We start from the raw sequence: 20,383 nt of genomic DNA on the forward strand, positions 1-20,383 counted from the left end.
TGTATCGTTCTCCCCGAACCCTGCCAAATCATGCTTTTGGTTGAAGCGCCTGCCTTGGGTTGAACGCTCGCGAGCGCCAGCGCGCCGCACGCACTCATCCGTTAGTTGGTTCATCCGAAATGGCCTGCGCGGCTTGCGTTTCCCGACGGCAACGAAGTGCGGTGAAAACACCGCATACGGTGTCGATGGCCTACCGCCGCTTCAGGCACGCTTCCCGGAAAGCCTTGTGGCACAAGGGTTTCGCGTTGGCTGGCCCGTCGCTTGCCTATGTCCTGGCACCGGCACCGCCACAAAGGCGAATGCCGAGATGGCGGAGCAACTGGCCGGCATCAGAACCAAGAAAGATACGGGGAACCTTGTCATGCCTGCCGCACGCCATTTCGCGCTGACGCACCGGAACGCTTGCAACGCCGCATCCGCCCGCATGGGCGGCAGCGTGCCGTTCCGTTGCATGACACGCGCAGGCCATGCGCACCACGTAGCGCGCTGCATGCACGTTTCGGCCGAACGCCGGCTGGAGGCGCGCTGCCCGCAGGGCATGTGCGGCGGTCCGGGCCGCTGGCCATTTCATGCATGCGCCATCTGCGCACCGCCGTGCTGCCGCGTTTCTCGGCATTGAGATCCAGTGCCGGTGCTTTCTCCAAAGTTCCGCAGTCCTGTAGTGCTTGTTCCAAACCAAAGGAGTCAATCATGCAAAGCCTGACCACTATGTTCAAGCAATTCATCCGTGACGAAGAAGGCGTGACGGCCATTGAATATGGCCTGATTGCTGCGCTCATTGCGGTCGTCATCATCGCTGCCGTCAAGCTCGTCGGCGTGGAACTCGACAAGACGTTCGACAAGATCGGCACCGAGCTCCAGACCGCAAACGGCGGTGCCGCACCTGCCCCCTGATTGGTGCACCAAGGGCGCATGCGCAAGCCCCCTACGGGGAACTGGCCACGCGCTGCGCCCTGCATCAAGCCCTCACTACTAGCACCGGAGACGCCAATGTCGAAGCTCCTCGCCATATCCAGGGCCCTGCTGCAAGACGACAAAGGCGTCTCCTCTATCGAATACGCGCTACTCGGCATGTTGATCGCGGTGGCCATCATCGGCTCCGTGTTCAAGATCAGCGGCGCAGTGAAAGAGATGTACGAGCTGATCGCCACCAGCATGCCCTGAGACCTCCGCCCGGCAATCCCTGACCCGCTCGCTCCAACCCTCAAGCCGACACGCCATGCAAGCCGCCACCACTCTCGCCTCCTTCGTAGGCCCTGCCACGATCGGCATCGTGCTGACCGCGGCGGCCATCGACCTGGATCGGCGCCGCATTCCGAACTGGCTGACCTTCGGCGCCTGGATCGCCGCACTGCCAGTGCAGATGACCATTCATGGCATCGCCGCCGGCTCGCTGACATGGCTGTATGGCTGGCTGGTGGGCCTGGCCCTGTTTCTGCCCTTCTACCTGCTGCGCGGCATGGCCGCCGGTGACGTCAAGCTGCTGGCAGCCGTGGGCGCCTGGCTTGGCGCGACCATGATTGTGAATGTCGCCCTAGCGACCTGCGTGATAGGTGGCGTGTGGGCGCTGGTGCAGCTTCTCATCACCAGGCAGACGCTGGTGACCTTCTCAAGGGTGAGCTACATGCTCAGCATGGCGATCCAACGCCGTGCGAGGCCGGTGCAGCCTGAAGCCGAATCATCCGCTGGCTCCATACCTTACGGCGTCGCCATCGCCGCCGGCACGCTTGCGATGCTCTTTGCCGGTACCTGAGAACCAACACGACAGCGCAGCGGGAAGCGACGCGCGCCATGAAGCACCAAAACACGCAAATCAGCAAACGGGGGATGGCAATGAACGAGCACCACGACACGGGTCACGCCACGCGGCACCTCGAACCCGTCGCGACAGTCAGGAATACCCAGCCCGAACACGGTGCGGTACCTCTGTCCCCCTGGCACGTCCTGCCGCGCACCATCGCGGACACCGGCCTGGAAGTGGCACTGCTGCTGAGCCTGCTGATGAAGGCCGCTTACATGCACCGCACCGTCACGCTGGCGGTGCTGACCGATACGCTGAAGCTGCCGGGCACCGTGGTCAACGAGGTCGCCGCTGTTGCCGTGCGTGAGCGCCTGCTGGAGGTTGCCCACCGCGGCGCCAGCGACCTGGACGTTCGTTTCCGACTGACGGATGCCGGCTATGCGCGCGCGGCCGAAGCCTCGGCGCGCTGCAGCTACATCGGCGCCGCGCCGGTCACGCTGGACGCTTATGTCCAGGCGGTGAAGCGCCACTCGGTCGGCCAGGCATCGGTGACCAAGGCCGACGTCACCGCAGCCTTCCATGATCTGGTGATCCCGGTCCACCTGCTGGATGCCATCGGTATGTCGCTGAATACCTGCCGAGCCCTGATGATCTACGGGCCCGCCGGCAGCGGCAAGACCTACCTGGCGCAGCGCCTCGGGATGCTGCTGCCGGGCGCGGTGCCGGTGCCGCACGCCATAACCGTGGCCGGCGAGATCATCCAGGTATTCGACCCGCTGGTCCATGTGCCCTGCGATGACAGCGAAGGCTCGCTGGCACGCCGTTCGCTGGACCGCCGCTGGGTCCTCTGCCACCGCCCGGTGGTGCTGTCCGGCGGCGAACTGACGCTGTCCATGATGGACCTGCGCCACGACCCCGTCGCCGGCTTCTACCAGGCGCCGCCGCACATGAAGGCGAACAACGGCATCTACATCATCGACGACCTGGGCCGCCAGTTGGTTGGCGTCACCGACCTGCTGAACCGTTGGATCGTGCCGCTGGACCGCAACATTGACATGTTCACGCTGCAGACGGGCGTGCGCTTCTCGGTGCCATTCGACGTCTGGCCGGTGTTCTCGAGCAACCTTGAACCGTCCGCGCTCGGCGACGATGCCTTCCTGCGCCGGCTCGGCAGCAAGCTCTATGTCGGTGCGCTGTCCGTGGACGACTATCGCGAGGTGTACCAGCGCACTGCCGCCGAATACGGACTGGCCAGCAGTGAAGCCGTGTTCGACTTCCTTATCGACAGCCTGCACTACGCCAGCGATACGCCGCTGTTCGCCTGCATCCCGCGAGACCTGCTGCGCCTGGTGGCCTCCGGCGTGCATTACCACGGCGCCGCGCCGCAAGTCACAGAGGAAGGCCTCGTGGCGGCGTGGCAGGGTTACTACGGGCTGCGCACCTCGCCCGAAGGAATGCCGCAGGCCAGCGGCGCCCGCCGCTGGTCAGAAAACCACCGCGCCGCGAGCTGAACGGTAGCACCGACACGGAAACCATTGGGAATACTGGGGAGAGTCATCATGAAAAACATGCGCGCAATCCTGATGCTGCTGATTGCCCTGGTCGCCGGCGTGGCGGCAGTGGTGTCGGCGTCGCGATGGCTGGTGCAGCAGTCATCCAGCTCGGTCAGGCAAGTGGTGGTCGCCGCCAACGACCTGAACCTCGGGCAACCGCTCAACGGCAGCCAACTGCAGCTGGTCAGTTGGCCGGCGGGCAGCGTCCCGCCTGGCGCGTTCCAGGACGTGAAGGCTCTGGAGGGCCGTGTGGTCCGCACCAGCCTCCAGCGCGGCGAGCCGGTTCTCGACGGCAAACTGGCGCCGATCGGCACCAAGGGCGGACTGTCCGCGGTCATCAACGACGGCAAGCGCGCGATCACGGTTCGCGTCAATGACGTGGTGGGTGTTGCAGGCTTTGCGCTGCCAGGCAACTACGTCGACGTGATCGTCAACACCAATGAAGAAGCGCGCAACGCGCAGAACAGCAACATCTCCAAAATCGTGCTGGAGAAAATCCTGGTGCTGGCGGTAGCGCAACAGGTCAGCCGTGACGACACCCAGCCCAAGGTGGTGAATGCCGTCACGCTCGAAGTGACGCCCGAGCAAGCCGAGAAGCTCGACGTGGCCCGCAGTGTCGGCACGCTGTCGCTGGTGCTGCGCAACCAGATGGATGTCGCTGACATCAACACCGGCGGCGCCACCAAGGGCACGCTGCTGGGCAAGACGCCCGAAGCGCCGCCCGCCAAGGTCGTGACCCAGACGGCCACGCGCACCGTGGTGAAGACCCGCACGGTGGCAGCGCAGCCCGCACGTGGCAACTGCATCGGTGTGCTGGCAGGCATGCAGGGCGGCGTCGAGTGCTTCTGACCACGCCTCGTACGACGTTCACGAATCCTGATCTGCATCACAGCTTCTCCGGGGGGAGATTCAAAATGAACCAGAAAAGATCCGACGCCGCAGGCGGCACCCGCATCCTGGTGTTTGCCGCCATCCTCTTCACTCCGCTGGCCGCCGCGGCGCAAGCCGCCATGGAGGCGGGCATCGTGACCAAGGCCACTGCACCAGCCGCGGCCAAGGCACCCGCGGCACCGATGCAGATGACCATCAGCATGACGCCAGGCGCCCCGACCACGGTGGCGCAGGGCTCGGCGCCTGCGCCCGCACCGGCTGCCGACGCGCGCGGCCCCAACTGCGTCGGCGCGATCCGCAGCGAATCCAGCGTGATGGTGCCGGTCGGCAAGTCGCAGCTGATCTCGCTGCAAGAGCCCGTGCGCAACCGCACGCTGGGCAATCCCAATGTCGTGCAGGCGACCATGGTCTCGCCCCAGACGCTCTACGTACTGGGCCGCAGCGTAGGCACCACCAACATGATCGTGCAAGGCCGCAGCGGCGCCTGCACCATCATCAACGTCGTGGTCAATGCCGATGCCGGCGGCCTGCAGACGTCGCTCGGCCAGCTCTTGCCCGGCGAGCCTGGCATCCGCGTGATGACCGCTGCCGATAACCTCGTGCTGACCGGCAGCGTCACCAATGCGCAGTCCGCCCAGCAGGCCATGGACATCGCCCAGGCGTATGCCAACGCGGCCCAAGGCACCGACGGCAAGAACGGGGACAAGAAGGGCGGCGTGCTTAACATGCTGTCCGTCGACAGCCCGCAGCAGGTGATGCTGGAAGTCAAGGTCGCCGAAGTGTCGAAGACGCTGCTGAACCAGCTAGGTTCCGCGGTCAACCTGCAGGGCGGCTTTGGCTCCTGGACGGGTGGTGTCGTGACGTCGCTGTTGACCGGCGCTTCGGGCGCAATCTTCGGCAGCAAGGCCAACAACCTGCCGTTCGAATTCGCCGTCGACGCGCAGAAGAACGACAGCCTGGTCAAGATCCTGGCCGAGCCCAACCTGGTCACCATCAGCGGCCAGGAAGCGAGCTTCCTCGCCGGTGGCAAGATCTACATCCCGGTGGCGCAGGCCAACGTGCTGAACGGGGCCGGCACCGTCACGCTGCAGGAAGAAGAATTCGGCGTGGGGCTGAAGTTCACGCCGACCGTGCTGGCGAACGGCCGCATCCACCTGAAGGTCTCGCCGGAAGTGTCCGAACTGTCGCCCACGGGTGCCACCATTCGCGGCGGCACGCTGGCCGGCCAGACCATCCTGCCGGTCATTACCACCCGCCGCGCTTCCACCACTGTTCAGATGCGCGATGGCGAGAGCTTTGCCATCGGCGGGCTGCTGACCGACAGCGCGCGCGGCTCGCTCAAGGCGCTGCCGGGTGCGGGCGAGGTGCCGGTGCTGGGCACGCTGTTCCGCAGCACGCAGTACCAGCAGGACCTGACCGAACTGGTGTTCGTCATCACGCCGCGCCTGGTCAAGCCGATGCAGACCAACAACTACCCGCTGCCGACCGACAGCTTCTCCACGCCTAACCCGCTGTCGTTGTACTTCATGGGCAATATGGAAGGCAGTGGCAAGCCCGCGCCGCAGCCGGCGCCGGCCCCCTCGCAGCCTGCCGCGCCAGCCGCAGCACCTGCCACGCCGCCGACGGCGCCACGCAGCGAGGGCGCGCCCACGTCGGTCTCGATGGTGCCGACGGGCCGCCCACTGGACCCGCCGGCAACTGCCGGCTCATCAGGAGCGCAGGCAGCCGCGACCGCGATGCCTCGGACCTCGGGCGTGCCGGAACCGGCCCAACCAGCTGTCCGCAATCTCGCCGCCGCACCACCTGCCGAGGACACCGCCGCGCGCATCGCCCGCATCGAAGCCACCGCCGCGCGCCTGGCGCAGGCACGAGCCGCCGGCACCGCCACGCGCACCGCCGCGGGCGGTAACTGAACCGCTGCGCACACAGGAGAACGATCATGAGCAAACAACAACTCAACCTTTCGCGCGGCGCCACCACGCTGGTGCTCGGCAGCCTGGCCTGCCTCACGCTGTCGGCCTGCATGACCTCCACGCCGGTGTGGGACGGCCAGCGCGGCGTGGCGCTCGCCACGGTCACGCAGATGCAAATCATCAACCCCGATGCGCCCGCGGGACTACCCACCGTCACGGGCGCCGACGGCAAGACCGCGGTGGCGGCCATGAGGAACTTCGACCGTTCGCTGGCCAACGGCAAGCAAGGCAGCTCGCCCTCCATGACAATCGACTTCGGCGCCGGCGGCTACGGTGGCGTGGGCATGTCAGGTGGCGGGTCGCGTTGATCCGCGCAAACCACGGAGAGCCGATATGTCACGCCCTACCACCTACCGAGGCCGGCGGACCACCTGGCGCAAGCGGCAGCGTGGCGCGATCGCCATCATCGTCGGCCTGTCGCTGGCTGTTCTGATTGGCTTCGTCGGGCTGGCGCTCGACCTGGGCAAACTCTATGTGACCAAGAGCGAGCTGCAGAACAGCGTCGATGCCTGTGCGCTGGCCGCCGCGCGCGACGTCACGGGAGCCACGCCGCTGCTCGTGTCGGAGGCAGCCGGCCTGGCCACCGGCACGAGCAACGCTGCCATGTTCCAGAACGAGGCAGTGAAAATGGTCAAGGACCTGAACGTCTCGTACAGCGACACGCCTGACGGTACCTACTACACCAAGAACGACGTACCGTACGCGCTGGACAAGGTGAAGTACGTCAAATGCACCGCCGAGCGCACGGATATTGCCCACTGGTTCATCCATCTCCTTAACCTGCTGCCCGGCATCGACATCCAGCCCAGTACCGTAAGCGCAATGGGCGTGGCCACCACCACCAGTGCGCAGACAGCCTGCGCGATCCCGGTCTATGTCTGCACGCCACCGACGGCAAATCCACCTAAGACCGCGTACAACAAGGGGGACTGGATCGCGTCCAAGGTCGATCCGAAGGATCCATACGGCCCTGGCAGCTTTGGTTGGGCTGACCTGTCGCCTCCGGGTGGTGGTGCTTCCGAGCTGGCGAACCTGATTGCCGGAAGCGGGCAGTGCGACCTGCCGGCAGTGGGATCCAAAGTTGGCGAACCAGGCGAAATCGCGGCGCTGATTGCAGCGTGGAATACTCGCTTCGGCATCTATACCGGCTCCTACAAGGGACCGGCTGACGGGACGCCGGACTTTACCGGCTTTTCCTACAGCGTCACGACATGGAATCCGCCGAACGGCGGTAACGCCTACGCTGACTTTATTCAGAAGCGCGGCGCAAACGCGCCATACCAGACGGATGCGTCCAGCGGCTTGACCACCAAGGGCACGGCATCGACACAGGAGGTGCACAAGGCCGGCGCCGACCGCAGGCTGGTACACGTGCCGATGGTGGATTGCACCGAATTCGCCTCTACCAAGCTGGCAAAGGTGGTCTCCTGGAACTGCATGCTGATGGTGCAGCCGATGCAGGAGCCCAGCGCAAAGGAAGTGGTTTACCTCGAATATCTTGGCAATTCGAAGGATGCCACCAGTCCCTGCGCGACCCAGGGCGTGCCTGGGTCCGATACGGGTTCGGGCCCCCGCGTGCCGGTGCTGGTGCAATAGGAGCGAATCATGGAGCGATGCAGACAGCGCAGGCGCAGCCAGCACAATCGGCGCAATGGGCGCGGGGTGGTGGCTGTGGAATTCGCACTGGTCCTGGTGCCGTTGCTTCTGCTGGTGAGCGGGGTGGCGGAATACGGCCGCGCCATCTACCAATACAACGCCCTGACCAAGGCCACGCGCGACGCCGCACGCTTCCTGTCGCAGTATGCGCCCAGCGAGCCTAACTATCCGCTGGCGCAGGCGAAGTGCATGGCCGTCTATGGCAAGACGGTCTGCGAAGGCGACGTATTGGTGAAAGGCCTCAGCACCTCGATGGTCGTCGTCTGTGATCGCGTCGACTCGAGCGGCTGTGGCGCCAAGCAGTTCGCCAACGTTCCCATCTACGAGGGAGGCGACAACTCGGGCCCGCAGGCCGGCACCATCAACCTGGTCGAAGTGAAGATATCGGGATATTCATACTCGCCGATCCAGACCTACATCAAGGTGGGAACCCTGGCGTTCTCCGATATCGCAACAGTGATGAGGCAAGTGCTATGACCCCGGTTCGTGCCATCCGCCTGAGTCGGCACCAGGCCGGCGCCACTGCGATCGAATTCGCGCTGGTGGCCAGCATCTTCTTCATGCTGCTGATCGGCATTGCCGAATTCTCGCGCGTGTTGTTCTACTGGAATACGGCTGGCGAGGTCACCCGCCTGGGCGCACGCATCGCGGCGGTGTGCGATGTCAAGGATACGACGATCAAAGCCAGGATGACCAATCTGATGCCCAAGCTGCAGGCCGCCAACATCCAAGTTGCCTACGAGCCCAGCGGTTGCGACGCGGATGCCGATGTCGCGCGCAACACGTGTCGCTCGGTTACCGTCAGCGTGACCAACGTCTCGGTCAAGACCTTTATCCCGGTCGTGCCACTCACGCTGGCCATGCCTTCCTTTACGACTACGCTGCCGCGGGAAAGCCTGAACTCCTCAACCGGCGGCAAGATCTGCAATTAGCACGCACAAACCAGGAGCACACCATGCTCAGAATTCTGATCGTTTCCGAGGATGCTGAAAGGTTGGGCGAGCTTTCGCGTATGGCGGACGCCTGTGGAACCTTCCAGATCATGCGGCTGCAGGATGCTCCCGCGGCACTATGCACGCATGGCAGCCACCTGCGCAGCGCGGATGCGCTCATCCTGGACCAGGACTTCCGCGGCGGCACGCAGATGCTGGGCATCGAAGCCTTGCGCCAGCAGCATCCCGACCTGCCCTGCATCCTGGTGACGTCGGCGCAGCAGCCGGATGTCCTGATCCGGGCACTGCGCGCCGGGGTGCGCGACATCCTGCCGTGGCCGCTCGACAAGGGCCAGCTGAGCGAAGCGCTCGGGCGGCTGGAGGCAAACCACGTGCCTAGGGAGCGCAACGAAGCGCGCGTGATCTCGCTGGTTTCATGCAAGGGCGGCGCCGGCACCAGCTTCATCGCCGGCAACCTGGCCTACGCACTGAGCGCCGGCGAGCGCAAGCGGGTGCTGCTGATCGACCTGAACACCCAGTTCAGCGACACCGCATTCCTGGTCAGCGACAAGACCCCGCCAGCGACCTTGCCGGACGTGTGCTCGCAGCTGGAACGCATGGACGATACCTTCCTCGATGCCTGCATGACCCACGTCGATGAGGGGTTCGACATCCTGGCCGGTGCGATTGATCCGATCAAGGCCAATGAGGTCCGCAAGGACAGGATCGACCACATCCTTTCTGTGGTCAGCTCGCGCTACGATTTCATCCTGATCGACATTGGACAGTCGATCACCCCGCTGTCGCTTGCGGCCTTCGACCGCAGCCACAGCATCTGCGTGACCGTGCAGCCCAGCATCCCCTATGTCCGCACCGGCAAGCGCCTGCTGGATATCCTGCGCGCGCTGCACTACACCGAGGACAAGATCCGGATCCTGGTGAACCGCCAGGGCCGCCGCGACGAGTTGCCGCGTGCCAAGCTGGAGGAAGTCTTCGGCATGAAGGTCTTCCACGCATTGCCCGATGATCCTGCCGCGGTGGATGAATCGATCGGCCACGGCGTTCCCGTGCTCAAGGAACAGAAGCGCAGCGCCATCGCCAGGTCGCTGCTGTCTCTAGGCGCCACGCTTGCCGCGGGCGCGGGGACCGAGCGGCAGACGCAGCCGGCCAGGCCGTCGCTGGCCAGGCTCTTCCTGCGCCCGAAGTCGACCGCCGCCTGAAACGCATCACGAACCGGAGTCCATCATGTCGATCCGCGAACAGCTTTCCCTGCCGGAGAACCCGCCGCTGCAAATGAACGGACATGCTGCGCCCGCCCGCAGCCATGGCACCACGCAGGCCTACCGGACTTTCAAGAAGACCGTTCACGACGCGGTACTGGACCGGGTCGAGCTCGAGCGGCTGGCGCGCTACCCACTGGAGCAGGTGAAGACGGAGATCGGCGTGCTGATCGACGCCATCATCGACGAAGAGCGGATCCTGATCAATGACATGGAACGCCGCCAGATGACGTCGGACATCTACGACGAGATGTTCGGCTTCGGCCCGCTCGAGCCGCTGCTGCAGGATCCGACCGTGTCCGACATCCTGGTCAACACGGCAAAGCAGACCTATGTCGAGCGGCGCGGGAAGCTGGAACTCACCGATATCGGCTTCTACGACGACGCCCACCTGATGAAGGTCATCGAGAAGATCGTGTCGCGCGTGGGGCGACGCATCGACGAGACCAGCCCGATGGTCGATGCGCGCCTGCCCGACGGTTCGCGCGTCAACGCCATCATCCCGCCATCGGCGATCGACGGACCGCTGCTGTCGATCCGCCGCTTCGCGGTCAATCCGCTGCAGGTTTCCGACCTCGTGAACCTGAGGAGCCTGACCCCGCCGATGGCCCAGATGCTGCAGGCGCTGGCGCATGCCAAGGTCAACGTGCTGGTCTCCGGCGGCACCGGCAGCGGCAAGACCACGCTGCTGAACATCCTGTCCGGCTTCATCCCCGAGGACGAGCGCGTGGTCACCATCGAGGACGCGGCGGAACTGCAGTTGCGCCAGCCACATGTGCTGCGCCTCGAGACCCGCCCGCCGAACATCGAAGGCAAGGGCGAGATCACGCAGCGCTCGCTGGTGCGCAACGCGCTGCGCATGCGCCCGGACCGGATCATCCTGGGCGAAGTGCGCGGCGGCGAGGCCCTGGACATGCTCAACGCGATGAACACTGGTCACGAAGGGTCGTTGACGACCATCCACGCCAATACCCCGCGCGACGCGCTGACGCGCCTCGAGAACATGGTCAGCATGGCGGGCCTGACCATGCCGGCCAAGGCGATACGCCAGCAGATCTCTTCAGCCATCACGGTGATCGTCCAGGCCGCACGCATGACCGACGGGCGACGCAAGATCATCAGCATTTCGGAGATCACCGGCATGGAAGGTGAAATCATCAACATGCAGGAGATCTTCACTTTCCAGCGCTCCGGCGTGGACAAGGACGGCACCGTGCGCGGCCATTTCCGCGCCACCGGGGTGTACCCCAAGTTCGCCGAGCGGCTGCGCGTGTTCGGCGTGGGCCTGCCCGATGAAACCTACGATCCGGCGCATCGCTATGAAGTGTGATCCGCGCAAGGCACGCGGCACATTCACTCGGGGGAGACGCATATGAGCACGATCTTCTATGCCTTCGGCATCCTGCTGTTCGCGGCGGTGGTGCTCTGCATCGAAGGCATCTATCTGTGGTGGAGCAATTATCACGGCCCCGCTGCCAAGCGTATCGAGGCGCGGCTGCGTGCGCTGTCCGCGGGCGGCCACGTCAATGCCGAACGCCTGTCGATCCTGAAGAAGCGCCTGCTCAGCGATTCACCGCGGATGCAGCAATGGCTGATGCGGATGCCGCGCATCGGCACGCTGGACCGCTGGCTGGCGCAGTCCGGCAGTTCCTGGTCGGTATCGCAACTGCTGGGCTACTGCGCGCTTGTGGTGCTGTGCACCGTGGCGCTGATCCCGCTGGTGCCTGTGCCCGCGCCGGTGGTGCTGGCCATTGCCGCCGTGGCTGGGCTGCTGCCGGTGCTGCACGTGATGCGCCTGCGGATCAAGCGGATCAAGCAGATGGAAAAGCAACTGCCGGACGCCGTCGACATGATCAGCCGCTCCCTGCGCGCCGGGCACTCGTTCAGCGGTGCGCTGGGCATGGTCGGCCAGGAGATCAAGGCGCCGATCGGCCCTGAGTTCCGCACCACGTTCGAAGAGATCAACTATGGCGTGGCGCTGGACGAAGCCATGACCAACCTGGCAATCCGGGTGCCGGTGGGCGACCTGCGCTACTTTGTGATCGCCGTGCTGATCCAGCGCGAAAGCGGCGGCAACCTTGCCGAGATCCTCGACACCATCGCCAACATGGTGCGCGAACGCCTGAAGCTGTTTGACAAGATCCGCGTGCTTTCGGCCGAAGGACGCCTGTCCGCATGGATTCTGGGCCTGCTGCCGTTCGCGACCGCCGGCATGATCATGGTGGTCAACCCGGACTTCATGAAGGTGCTGTGGGAAGACCCGATCGGCTGGCGCATGATCGGCGGCGCGCTGGTATCGATGGTGTTCGGCGTGCTATGGATGCGCAAGATCATCCGCATCCGTGTATGAGACAACAACAAGCCACGGCGGCACAACGGTCCTGAGGGGAGTCAATCATGCAAGGCATCATCGACGGTATTCCTGCCGAGCAGTTGGTCGTGCTCGCGCTGGTGTTCGTGGCGGCATTCGGCACAGTGCTTGCCGTGATGTACGCGTTCTCACCAAACCGCATGCACGGACGCGTCGAGCAGCTCGCCGGCCAGGCAGGCATGCCCTCCGCGCCTGACGCGCGGCAGGCCTGGATCGAGAAACTGGTGCGTCTGGCACAACCGGTGTCGCGGCTGTCCCTGCCCAAAGAGGGATGGGAAAATTCACAGCTGCGCGTGCGCTTCACCAATGCTGGCTGGCGCAGCGCTAGCGCGGCACCGCTGTACTTTGGCGCCAAGACCGTGTTGGCGGTTGTGCTGCCCATGACCGGGCTTCTTGCGCTAAATGGCAATCGGGCGTTCGACGACCAGTACACGATGTTCGCCCTGCTGGCGCTGCTGGGCGCGATTGGCTACTACCTCCCCAACGTCGTGCTGGCCCGCAAGGTTGCCGAACGCCAGCGCACGGTATTCGAAGAATTCCCCGACGTCATCGACCTGCTCACAGTGTGCGTGGAAGCCGGCCTCGGCCTGGACGCCGCGCTGATGCGTGTCGCCGACGAACTCGCGCTGCGCTGCCCGGTAATGGCCGATGAACTGCAGCTGATGCTGCTCGAACTGCGCTCCGGCTTCTCCAAGGAGAAGGCGCTGTCCAACCTGTCGCTGCGCACCGGCGTCGAGGACGTTGACAAGTTCGCCTCGATGCTGATCCAGGCCGACCGCTTCGGCACCAGCCTGGGTGAGTCGCTGCGCGTGCTGTCAGACATGCTGCGCACCAAGCGCCGCATGCTGGCCGAGGAACAGGCCGCCAAGATCGCGCTCAAGCTGCTGTTCCCCCTGATATTCACCATCTTCCCCTCGCTGCTGCTGGTGCTGCTGGGGCCGGCGTTTATCCAGATCTATCGCGTCCTGTTGCCGACCATGGCAGGACAGTGAGGATAGGACTCACGGGTAACCCTGAACGGTTCCCCCGGCTGTCTCCCGGTGCAACGCCGGCCAGACAGTCCCTTGCCCGGACCTGGTTCCGGGCTTTTTTGCTTGGTGGCGTGAGAGCGGGGACTTGACCGCGGCGCCAGGGTTCTTAAGAATGCCACCACTGCCCTGCCGCCGGCGCGGCGGATGCAGCCAGACCCAATCGCCCCGGAGTTCCCATGAAACTGCGCATCCTGAGCGACCTGCATATCGAGCACAACATGCCGCAGCAAGTGCCCGGCTGCGATGCTGACATCGTGGTGCTGGCCGGCGACATCGCCAACGGGCGCGACGGCATCGACTGGGCCGCGTGCACGTTCACGCAGCCGGTGATCTACGTCCCGGGCAACCATGAGTACTATGAAGGCAAATTCGACACCGTGGACAGGCAGATGGCCGAGGCCGCGGCGGAGCATCCCGGCATGTACGTGCTCAATGGCGCGGTTGCCGAGTTCGACGGCGCCAGTGGCCGCGTGCGGGTCCTTGGCACGACCTGGTGGACGGATTACACGCTGTTCGGCGTCGACCGGCGCGAGGATTCGATGCAGGCCTGCGCGGGCGTGATGCTCGATCACCGGCTGATCGAGCTTGACGGCGACGACGGCAAGGCCCGCCATTTCACCCCCGAAGACGCGCTGGCACGCCACGAGGCGGCCTCGTCCTGGCTGGCCGCGCAGCTGGCGCAACCGTTCGATGGCAAGACCGTGGTGGTCACCCATCATGGCCCTGACCTGGGCAGCCTTGACCCGCGCTACTCGCACGACCTGGTATCCGGCGGGTTCCTGTCGCGCCGGCCCGACCTGGTGGCGCAGGCGGACCTGTGGATCCATGGCCATACCCATACCAGTTTCGACTACTGCATCGACGATTCGCGCGTGGTGTGCAATCCGCGCGGCTATGTCAGCCGGCGGACGGGTGAGCTGGAGAATGCGCGCTTTGACTGGTGCTACGTGGTGAATGTCTGACCCGGCCCCGCGCCGGCCATCGAGCAGGCAAGAAACCCACAAACAAAAACCCCCGCGGATTCACACCCGCGGGGGTTTTTGCTGTGACAGCCTGCCGGCCCGGGTTATGCCCCCGCCAGCAGTCAGTCGGCACAAATTACATCATGCCTTCCATGCCGCCCATGCCGCCCATGCCGCCCGGCATTGCCGGAGCCGACTCTTCCTTCGGCGTTTCGGCCACGGCGCAGTCGGTGGTCAGCATCAGCGAAGCCACCGAAGCGGCGTTCTGCAGCGCGGTGCGGGTGACCTTGGTCGGGTCCAGCACGCCCATTTCGACCAGGTCGCCGTACTCGCCCGAAGCAGCGTTGTAGCCGTAGTTGCCCTTGCCTTCGATGACCTTGGCAACGACGACCGAAGCTTCTTCACCAGCGTTCAGCACGATCTGGCGCAGCGGCTCTTCCATGGCGCGCAGCACGATCTTGATACCGGCGTTCTGGTCGGCGTTGTCGCCGGTCAGTGCCGAGATCGCAGCGCGGGCACGCAGCAGGGCCACACCGCCGCCGGGGACGATGCCTTCTTCCACCGCAGCGCGGGTGGCGTGCAGGGCGTCTTCCACGCGGGCCTTCTTTTCCTTCATTTCGACTTCGGTGGCAGCGCCAACCTTGATCACGGCAACACCGCCGGCCAGCTTGGCCACGCGCTCTTGCAGCTTTTCACGGTCGTAGTCCGAGGTCGCTTCTTCGATCTGGGCGCGGATTTGCTTCACGCGGCCTTCGATCGCAGCGGCGTCGCCGGCGCCATCGATGATGATGGTGTTTTCCTTGCCGATCTCGATGCGCTTGGCTTGGCCCAGGTCGTTCAGGGTAGCCTTTTCCAGCGTCAGGCCGATTTCTTCGGCGATGACGGTGCCGCCGGTCAGGATGGCGATGTCTTCCAGCATGGCCTTGCGGCGGTCGCCGAAGCCCGGGGCCTTGACGGCGGCGGTCTTCAGGATGCCACGGATGTTGTTGACCACCAGGGTCGCCAGGGCTTCGCCCTCGACGTCTTCAGCGATGATCAGCAGCGGGCGGCCAGCCTTGGCCACTTGCTCCAGCACCGGCAGCAGGTCGCGGATGTTCGAAACCTTCTTGTCGAACAGCAGCACGAACGGGCTGTCCAGCTGGACAACTTGCTTTTCCGGGTTGTTGATGAAGTACGGCGACAGGTAGCCGCGGTCGAACTGCATGCCTTCCACGACTTCCAGTTCGTCGGCCAGCGACTTGCCGTCTTCGACGGTGATCACGCCTTCCTTGCCGACCTTGTCCATGGCTTCGGCGATGCGCTCACCGATCGAGGTGTCGCTGTTGGCCGAGATGGCGCCAACCTGGGCGATTTCCTTGCTGGTGGTGGTGGGCTTGCTGACCTTCTTCAGCTCTTCCACGGCGGCGGCAACAGCCTTGTCGATGCCGCGCTTCAGGTCCATCGGGTTCATGCCGGCGGCAACGAACTTCATGCCTTCGCGCACGATCGACTGGGCCAGCACGGTAGCGGTGGTGGTACCGTCACCGGCGTTGTCGCTGGTCTTGGAAGCCACTTCCTTGACCATCTGGGCGCCCATGTTCTGCAGCTTGTCCTTCAGCTCGATTTCCTTGGCCACGGACACGCCGTCCTTGGTCACGGTCGGGCCGCCGAAGCTGCGCTCCAGCACCACATTGCGGCCCTTCGGGCCCAGGGTCACTTTAACGGCGTTGGCGAGGATGTTCACGCCTTCGACCATCTTGGCACGTGCGGCGTCGCCGAACACTACGTCTTTAGCTGCCATTCTTGAAATCTCCTGAAATCTGTACGGGTGGCGGTCAGTTGGTGATTACTTGTTCACCACGGCCATGATGTCTTCTTCGCGCATGACCAGCAGTTCCTGGCCTTCCACCTTCACGCCCTGGCCGGCATACTTGCCGAACAGCACGCGGTCGCCAACCTTGACGTCGAGGGCGATGTTGTTGCCCTTGTCATCCTTCTTGCCGGGACCGACTGCCAGCACTTCGCCTTGATCGGGCTTCTCGGCAGCGTTGTCGGGAATCACGATACCGGACGCGGTCTTGGTTTCGTTGTCCAGACGCTTCACGATCACGCGGTCGTGCAGAGGACGCAGGTTCATACGGACTCCTAGATACAAAAGTGAGTGTTTAATCACAATCGGCCGGCTACCGAGGCGACGGCCGTCTGATATTTTCAGGTGTCGCAAGGGGCACAGAATGCTGTTAGCACTCACCCCCGACGAGTGCTAATTATAGGGACGGGGTATGGCCATTTCAAGACAGCGGCCAAATGGGGGTTTTCCCGGACGGAGGGAATTTGAGGTGGGAGCGGCGGGAACGGCGTGTCTCAACAGTCCCGGGGGCAACGGGTGGCAAGCCTTCAGGCCGTCAGGTGCTTGTCCCGTGCCATGGAAAGCGGAGGGAGGACAGCCATGGCTTCCTCCAGCCTCTGAACCAGCGCGGAACTTGCCGGGCGCAACGGCAGGCGGTAGATCAGGCCGACGCATTAAATCGATATCAAGAACCGGCGGCGCCGGCAAGGCGCGCTCAGAACGTCTTGGTCAGGGAAGCCCATGCGGTGCCACGGCCCATGTAGCGGCCCTTGGCATTGGTGTACACCGCCTTGTCGGCATTGGTGTCGATGTAGGCCACAGCCAGCGCGAGTCCGTTGCCCAAGTCCTTGGTCAGGCCGAGCTTCCAGTCCACGTACGAGGCATTGGCGACCTGCACCTTCTGGTAACCCACGTGGGCGTTCAGCGTGAGGTCCCAGACATCAAGCGGCACGTTGGCGGTCAGGTCTGCATACCAGCTGTGCTTGCTGTCGGCGAAGCCAAATAGATTGGTCGGCGCGTACGAGTACTTGAGCGTCACGGGACCGTAGCCCAGGGCCGCGTACACCTCGGTGGTGTATGGGCGCGTGTAGCCGGCCGGATAGTCGCCCGGGTAGTAGTACTGCAGCACGCCGACATCGTAGGTCCAGTCGCCAGCGAACGTATTCTTGTAGCCCCCGTAGAAATCCATCTCGATCGGGGCCGACACCTCGGCATTGCTGTCGCCCAGCCAGCTGATGCTCGAGTTCCAGTTGCCGAGGTAGAAGCCGCTCGCATGGCTGTAGTCGAACCCGCCCTGGATCGCCGGCCGGCGGTTCGTCTGCATCAGCCCGCGGTAGCGGCAGCGTCGTTGCACACAGGCGGGACGGTCCCGCACGCAGCGGCATCGTCCCGCATCACCGGCACCGTGCTACTGCCGTGCCATGGCATCCAATGCAAGGTTCAGCTTCAGGACATTGACGCCTGGATCGCCCAGCACCGGCAGTAGCGGCGTGTCCGTGTTGGCGGCAACCAGTTGCTTCACCTGTTCAGTCGGTATCCCCCTGGCGCGCGCGACGCGCGCCACCTGGTATTCGGCGGCCGCAGGGCTGATGTGCGGGTCGAGCCCGCTGCCGGATGCCGTGACCAGGTCCACGGGCACCGGCGCCTGGTTGTCCGGATCCACGGCGCGCAGTGCGTCGAGGCGCGCGCGTGCGGCATCGGTCAACGCCGGGTTGGTAGGACCGAGGTTCGAACCGACCGAAGCCGCTGCGTTATACGGCATCGGCGCCGTGGCCGACAGCCGGCCCCAGAAGTACTTCGGGTCGGAGAACGGCTGGCCGATCAGTTCCGAGCCAAGCGTGCTGCCATCCTTCCCGATCAGCGAGCCGCCGGCCTGATGCGGGAACACGGCCCTGGCGATTGCCGTGATCACGCCGGGATACAGCAGGCCGGTCACCAGCGACAGGCCGACGAACACCACCAGCATTGGCCGCAACAGGCCGCCCTGCACCGGAGCCGGCAACGGCTGCCGGGATTGCACTTGCGTATTCATGAATGCTCCGAATCGTTGGAGAGAAAATCAGACCCAGCCGAACAGGGCCAGGATCATGTCGATCAGCTTGATGCCGGCAAACGGCACCAGGATGCCGCCAACACCGTAGATCAGCAGGTTGCGGCGCAGCAGTACCGCGGCGCCGAGCGGCCGGTAGACCACGCCCTTGAGCGCCAGCGGAATCAGCACGCCGATGATCAGCGCGTTGAAGATCACCGCCGACATGATGGCCGACGCCGGCGTGGCCAGCCCCATCACATTAAGCAGGTTGAGCTGCGGATACGTGGTGGCAAACGCCGCGGGAATGATCGCGAAATACTTGGCAATGTCGTTGGCCACGCTGAAGGTCGTCAGCGAGCCGCGCGTCATCAGCATCTGCTTGCCGATCTCGACGATCTCGATCAGCTTGGTCGGGTTGCTGTCCAGGTCCACCATGTTGCCGGCTTCCTTGGCCGCCTGCGTGCCGCTGTTCATCGCCACGGCCACGTCGGCCTGGGCGAGTGCGGGAGCGTCGTTGGTGCCGTCGCCGGTCATCGCGACGAGCCGCCCTTCGGCCTGGTACTGGCGGATCAGCTTGAGCTTGGCCTCCGGCGTGGCTTCGGCCAGGAAGTCGTCGACGCCTGCTTCCGCCGCGATCGAAGCCGCGGTCAGCCGGTTGTCGCCGGTGATCATCATGGTCTTGATGCCCATTTTGCGCAGCTCGCCGAAGCGCTCGCGGATGCCGGTCTTGACGATGTCCTTCAGTTCGATCACGCCCAGCACGCGCACCGAATCGCCGTTGGCGTCGGCAACCACCAGCGGCGTGCTGCCGGCGCGCGCAACCTCGTCGACCGCCTGCAACACCGCGTCTGGGAACTTGCCGGCGCGTTCCGTGACATACCGGCGCACGGCATCGGCGGCGCCCTTGCGCACGTGGCGTTCGCCGCCGCCGTCGCGCAGGTCCACGCCGCTCATGCGCGTCTGCGCGCTGAATGGCACGAATTCCGGCTTCAGGCTTGCCATCGCCGGCGCGGCCAGCCCGGGCAGCTGGCGTGCCAGTGTGATGATGCTGCGCCCTTCCGGCGTTTCGTCGGCCAGCGACGACAGCCACGCCGCTTCCGCGAGCTGCAATGGCGATACGCCGGGCGCCGGGATAAAGCGCGAGGCCTGGCGGTTGCCATGGGTGATGGTGCCGGTCTTGTCGAGCAGCAGTACGTCCACGTCGCCGGCGGCTTCCACCGCGCGGCCCGAAGTGGCGATCACGTTCGCTTCCATCATCCGGCTCATGCCGGCCACGCCGATCGCGGAAAGCAGCCCGCCGATCGTGGTCGGGATCAGGCACACCAGCAGCGCCACCAGCACGGTGATCGTCACCGGCCCGCCCGCCTTGGCCACCAGCACGCTGTAGAGCGAGAACGGCTGCAGCGTGGCCGTGGCCAGCAGCAGGACAACGGTCAACCCGACCAGCAGGATCGTCAGGGCCAGCTCGTTCGGCGTCTTCTGCCGCTTGGCGCCCTCGACCATCGTGATCATGCGGTCGATGAAGCTTTCGCCCGGATTGGTCGTGATGCGCACCACGATCCAGTCGGACAGCACGCGCGTACCTCCGGTCACCGACGAAAAGTCGCCGCCAGACTCGCGGATCACCGGCGCCGATTCGCCGGTGATGGCGCTTTCGTCGACCGAGGCCACGCCGTCGATCACTTCGCCGTCGCCGGGGATCATCTCGCCAGCCTCGACCAGCACTACATCGCCGCGTCGAAGCGCGGTCGCGGGGCGCGCTTCGGTGGCGCTTCCGCGTTTGCCGTCCTTCAGCACGCGTGCGGTCACCGTGGTCTTCAGCCCACGCAGCGCCTCGGCCTGTTGCTTGCTGCGGCCCTCGGCAAGCGCCTCGGCAAAGTTCGCGAACAGCACCGTGAACCACAGCCACACCGATACCGCCAGGATGAAGCCGGCGGATTCGCCGACCGCTGCCGGCGCCGCCAGTGCCTTCAGGAACAGGATGGTCGTCAGGATGCTGCCGGCGTAGACCACGAACATCACCGGGTTGCGCAACTGGTCGCGCGGCGACAGCTTGCTGAAGGCCGCGATCAGCGCGGGCTTCACCAGCTCCGGCGCGAACATGCTGCGCGCGGGCAGGCGATGATAGTGGGA

The 20,383-nt window shown here is 64.9% G+C and carries 19 protein-coding genes and 1 pseudogene; 15 read left to right on the forward strand and 5 right to left on the reverse strand.

Annotated elements, in window-relative coordinates:
* Positions 1 to 690 precede the first annotated feature (690 nt).
* From ACAD63_RS18630 to ACAD63_RS18700, 15 genes are all read left to right on the forward strand, one after another.
* Complete coding sequence (locus tag ACAD63_RS18630) at positions 691 to 894, forward strand: Flp family type IVb pilin (protein ID WP_343654919.1); 204 nt, start codon at positions 691 to 693, stop codon at positions 892 to 894.
* Between the two features lie 96 nt (positions 895 to 990).
* Complete coding sequence (locus tag ACAD63_RS18635) at positions 991 to 1,164, forward strand: Flp family type IVb pilin (RefSeq protein ID WP_434033130.1); 174 nt, start codon at positions 991 to 993, stop codon at positions 1,162 to 1,164.
* A gap of 55 nt (positions 1,165 to 1,219) precedes the next feature.
* Positions 1,220 to 1,753 (forward strand): A24 family peptidase, encoded by a 534-nt coding sequence (locus ACAD63_RS18640; protein ID WP_434033131.1) that lies wholly within the window; start codon positions 1,220 to 1,222, stop codon positions 1,751 to 1,753.
* An 80-nt stretch (positions 1,754 to 1,833) separates the two neighbouring features.
* A complete protein-coding gene (locus ACAD63_RS18645) occupies positions 1,834 to 3,252 on the forward strand; it encodes an ATP-binding protein (protein ID WP_434034020.1) in 1,419 nt (472 codons plus the stop codon).
* 48 nt (positions 3,253 to 3,300) lie between these two features.
* Positions 3,301 to 4,143 carry a Flp pilus assembly protein CpaB gene (gene cpaB, locus ACAD63_RS18650; protein ID WP_195431674.1) on the forward strand — a complete coding sequence of 281 codons (843 nt, stop codon included), beginning with the start codon at positions 3,301 to 3,303 and terminating at the stop codon, positions 4,141 to 4,143.
* A 65-nt stretch (positions 4,144 to 4,208) separates the two neighbouring features.
* Entirely contained in the window at positions 4,209 to 6,098 is a 1,890-nt protein-coding gene (locus ACAD63_RS18655) for a type II and III secretion system protein family protein (protein WP_135704704.1), read from the forward strand.
* A gap of 26 nt (positions 6,099 to 6,124) precedes the next feature.
* The gene (locus tag ACAD63_RS18660) at positions 6,125 to 6,466 is read left to right on the forward strand and encodes a hypothetical protein (protein WP_135704702.1); all 342 of its coding nucleotides are present in this window, start codon (positions 6,125 to 6,127) and stop codon (positions 6,464 to 6,466) included.
* Positions 6,467 to 6,491: 25 nt separating this feature from the next.
* Positions 6,492 to 7,754, forward strand: a complete 1,263-nt coding sequence (locus tag ACAD63_RS18665) for a pilus assembly protein TadG-related protein (protein ID WP_135704700.1) — start codon at positions 6,492 to 6,494, stop codon at positions 7,752 to 7,754.
* Between the two features lie 9 nt (positions 7,755 to 7,763).
* The gene (locus ACAD63_RS18670) at positions 7,764 to 8,291 is read left to right on the forward strand and encodes a TadE/TadG family type IV pilus assembly protein (protein ID WP_434033132.1); all 528 of its coding nucleotides are present in this window, start codon (positions 7,764 to 7,766) and stop codon (positions 8,289 to 8,291) included.
* Complete coding sequence (locus tag ACAD63_RS18675; RefSeq protein ID WP_343654932.1) at positions 8,288 to 8,746, forward strand: TadE/TadG family type IV pilus assembly protein; 459 nt, start codon at positions 8,288 to 8,290, stop codon at positions 8,744 to 8,746. Before ACAD63_RS18670 ends, ACAD63_RS18675 begins: the two co-directional genes overlap by 4 nt.
* Before the next feature lie 23 nt (positions 8,747 to 8,769).
* Positions 8,770 to 9,966, forward strand: coding sequence for an AAA family ATPase (locus ACAD63_RS18680; RefSeq protein ID WP_135704693.1), 1,197 nt, complete (start codon positions 8,770 to 8,772; stop codon positions 9,964 to 9,966).
* Between the two features lie 25 nt (positions 9,967 to 9,991).
* On the forward strand, positions 9,992 to 11,356 hold the full coding sequence (locus tag ACAD63_RS18685) for a CpaF family protein (protein ID WP_135704691.1): 1,365 nt from the start codon (positions 9,992 to 9,994) through the stop codon (positions 11,354 to 11,356).
* Positions 11,357 to 11,398: 42 nt separating this feature from the next.
* A complete protein-coding gene (locus tag ACAD63_RS18690) occupies positions 11,399 to 12,376 on the forward strand; it encodes a type II secretion system F family protein (RefSeq protein ID WP_135704689.1) in 978 nt (325 codons plus the stop codon).
* A 47-nt stretch (positions 12,377 to 12,423) separates the two neighbouring features.
* Positions 12,424 to 13,389, forward strand: coding sequence for a type II secretion system F family protein (locus ACAD63_RS18695; protein WP_135704688.1), 966 nt, complete (start codon positions 12,424 to 12,426; stop codon positions 13,387 to 13,389).
* 215 nt (positions 13,390 to 13,604) lie between these two features.
* Positions 13,605 to 14,390 (forward strand): metallophosphoesterase, encoded by a 786-nt coding sequence (locus tag ACAD63_RS18700; RefSeq protein WP_434033133.1) that lies wholly within the window; start codon positions 13,605 to 13,607, stop codon positions 14,388 to 14,390.
* Between the two features lie 136 nt (positions 14,391 to 14,526).
* Here the strand turns inward: ACAD63_RS18700 and groL are convergent, their stop codons facing one another.
* From groL to kdpB, 5 genes and pseudogenes are all read right to left on the reverse strand, one after another.
* Positions 14,527 to 16,170: a chaperonin GroEL gene (gene groL / locus ACAD63_RS18705; RefSeq protein ID WP_135704684.1), complete on the reverse strand. Its 1,644-nt coding sequence runs from the start codon at positions 16,168 to 16,170 to the stop codon at positions 14,527 to 14,529.
* Positions 16,171 to 16,215: 45 nt separating this feature from the next.
* A complete protein-coding gene (groES, locus tag ACAD63_RS18710) occupies positions 16,216 to 16,506 on the reverse strand; it encodes a co-chaperone GroES (RefSeq protein ID WP_063237002.1) in 291 nt (96 codons plus the stop codon).
* A gap of 427 nt (positions 16,507 to 16,933) precedes the next feature.
* Positions 16,934 to 17,557 (reverse strand): annotated as a pseudogene (locus ACAD63_RS18715) (TorF family putative porin); the annotation flags it as partial.
* 69 nt (positions 17,558 to 17,626) lie between these two features.
* Positions 17,627 to 18,250: a potassium-transporting ATPase subunit KdpC gene (gene kdpC, locus ACAD63_RS18720; RefSeq protein ID WP_434033134.1), complete on the reverse strand. Its 624-nt coding sequence runs from the start codon at positions 18,248 to 18,250 to the stop codon at positions 17,627 to 17,629.
* Positions 18,251 to 18,277: 27 nt separating this feature from the next.
* Positions 18,278 to 20,353, reverse strand: a complete 2,076-nt coding sequence (kdpB, locus tag ACAD63_RS18725; RefSeq protein WP_434034021.1) for a potassium-transporting ATPase subunit KdpB — start codon at positions 20,351 to 20,353, stop codon at positions 18,278 to 18,280.
* Between the last annotated feature and the right edge of the window lie 30 nt (positions 20,354 to 20,383).

It is taken from the genome of Cupriavidus sp. a3, assembly GCF_051015765.1.
GTDB classification, from domain to species: domain Bacteria; phylum Pseudomonadota; class Gammaproteobacteria; order Burkholderiales; family Burkholderiaceae; genus Cupriavidus; species Cupriavidus oxalaticus_A.